General features: G+C 53.3%; 2 protein-coding genes. Both read left to right on the forward strand.

Going from position 1 to position 2165, the window contains the following annotated elements; translation table 11 throughout:
* Positions 1–1157: hypothetical protein (locus ACH2EH_RS04460; RefSeq protein ID WP_395139339.1), on the forward strand; the 1157-nt coding region annotated here is incomplete at its 5' end.
* Positions 1158–1160: 3 nt separating this feature from the next.
* Positions 1161–2165, forward strand: a 1005-nt coding sequence (locus ACH2EH_RS04465) for a hypothetical protein (protein ID WP_395139340.1), incomplete at its 3' end; no start/stop codon positions are given.

Consider the following 2165-nt stretch of genomic DNA (forward strand, 5'->3'; position numbering starts at 1 on the left):
GTTGCCGCATCACCCTTAGTAGTGAGGCCCGTATTCTCTTTGATTTCTGCCATCGCTTCAAACCCGGAAACGGAAAGTACGATCTCGCAGGCAATATCAAGGCTGACCTCATTAAGCGCGGCAAACTTCTTGCCGAGGTTGTCTGTTTCACACACCTAGACGATGACCATTGTGATGGCGCAGAAGATTTCTTCTACTTCAACCATGCCCAGAAGTACCAGGGGCAGGGAAGGGTCGAGATCGGGGATCTCTGGGTGCCAGCGGCGGCAATCCTTGAGACGGGCTTAGACGATAGCGCCCGTGTCATCCGCCAGGAGGCCATTCATCGGCTCACTAAGGAAAAGTCGGGAATCAAGGTTTTCTCAAGACCGGGTAGCCTCGATGATTGGCTAAAAGCCAGAGGGGTAAATCCCAAAGACGTCGAGGGCCTAATCGTAGATGCTGGCACCTATGTTCCTAACTGGAAAAAAGGTACTGAGGGAGTTGAGTTCTTCGTCCACTCGCCGTTTGCCATGCGTCAAGGCGATGGCGCACCACAGAGCCGAAATAACAACGCGATCTTTGTTCAGGCAACTTTCCAAGAAGGTAACCGTGATACTCGGCTGATTTTGAGTGCCGACGTAGATAGCGACGTGATCTCCGATATCGTCAAGGTTAGTAAGTACCACTCAAACGAGGCACGCCTCGGCTGGGACATCAACAACGTCCCTCACCATAGCAGCTACAAGAGTTTGAATGCTGGCGGTGAGCGTTGCGGCGCTATTACTCCGATTGACGAAGTGGACTGGCTCTATCAGCAGGGAGGCAGTGGAGGCTATTTAGTTTCGACCAGCAAGTCCATTCCCAGCGACTGCGTGGAGAAGATGCCTCCACACAAGAGTGCCGCAGATTACTACAAGGAACGTGCTTCTGAGATCGAGGGTAAGTACGTGGTGACTGCCGATTTCCCTACAAAGGCAAAGCCCGAAGAGATGGTTTTCGAGATCACCTCGCTGGGACCAAAGCTCATAATGCAATCTGGTTCTGTTGGACCAGGTGGAGCTATCTCAACTCCGGCCTCCAGAGCAGGCTTTTGGGATTTGGATAGGATCGCGCTTTTTGGAATGCTCACTCTGGGGCTACTAGTGATTGGTCGCCCCTTTGGTTCACGAGGCTAGGGGATGCAGCAGAATCTTCATGAGTTACCTGGCTCTATCGTAGAGTCTGATCAGCTCAGGCTTCCTCGCGCAAAAGGCGTCGTAGAACTCCTTCAAACAAGGGGGCCGGAGCTTTTCACAGTTCTGCTGGAGTGCCGCGCTATTGACGGCTCAGCGGAGCCACCAGGAGTGCCGTATTCGGAGATCGTCATTTTCGAGACTGAGCCGGAGATCCCTCAATCTCCAATGCACGGAATTAAGTACCGAGAGTATCTTGCCGTTATCTTCTCCGAAAACGACGACCAACTCCCAGCGGTTTTGGCCCTCAGAAAAAACTTTCGCCAAGATGTGCCCCACCTTAACCTGGGTAAACGTGGTGATCCTGTGTCCCTCTGCTGGACAGACGCTCCGTGGTATGAGGAGAAACACCGCTGGAGCGCCTTGAGATTTATCCAGCGGCTTCGGCAATGGCTCTCCCTCACATCAGAGGGGAAGCTGCATCGCGATGATCAACCATTGGAGCCACTGCTGATGGGGGTTCAGGGGACAATTATCCTTCCTGCTGGAGCCTATGACAATGCACAACAAACACCGGAGCCACTCTTCTGTTACCCAACCACGGAGCAAGGTCAGCGACTCATTCTTGTTGCTGAACCCGAGCAACGGGCTGGCGGGCAGCCTGCCCAGTACGTCGCGATCCCGCTAGGTAGCGCTACTCCCGTCACGCACGGTGTCATTCAGTGGGCTCCACAAAACCTCCAAGAACTTCATGATCTTCTGGCACCTCATGGCCTTGATCTCATCAAAACACTCAGCAAGTACATCAAAAGTTGGGTAGCGAACAAGGAGCTTCTGCAACGCGAACCGATCTTCCTGGTTCAGGCTCCCAAGAAACGCACCGATGACAGTGATGTCGAGACAATAGATCCGTGGGCATTTCTTGCCTTTGGGAAAAGTCTTGGTGAGGTTGGAGAGAGCCTTGGTGTGATTGAGCGTACAAGCACGGGCTACGGGCAGTTGCTGTTCACG

It is taken from the genome of Armatimonas sp., assembly GCF_043760365.1.
In the GTDB taxonomy this organism is placed as follows: Bacteria; Armatimonadota; Armatimonadia; order Armatimonadales; family Armatimonadaceae; genus Armatimonas.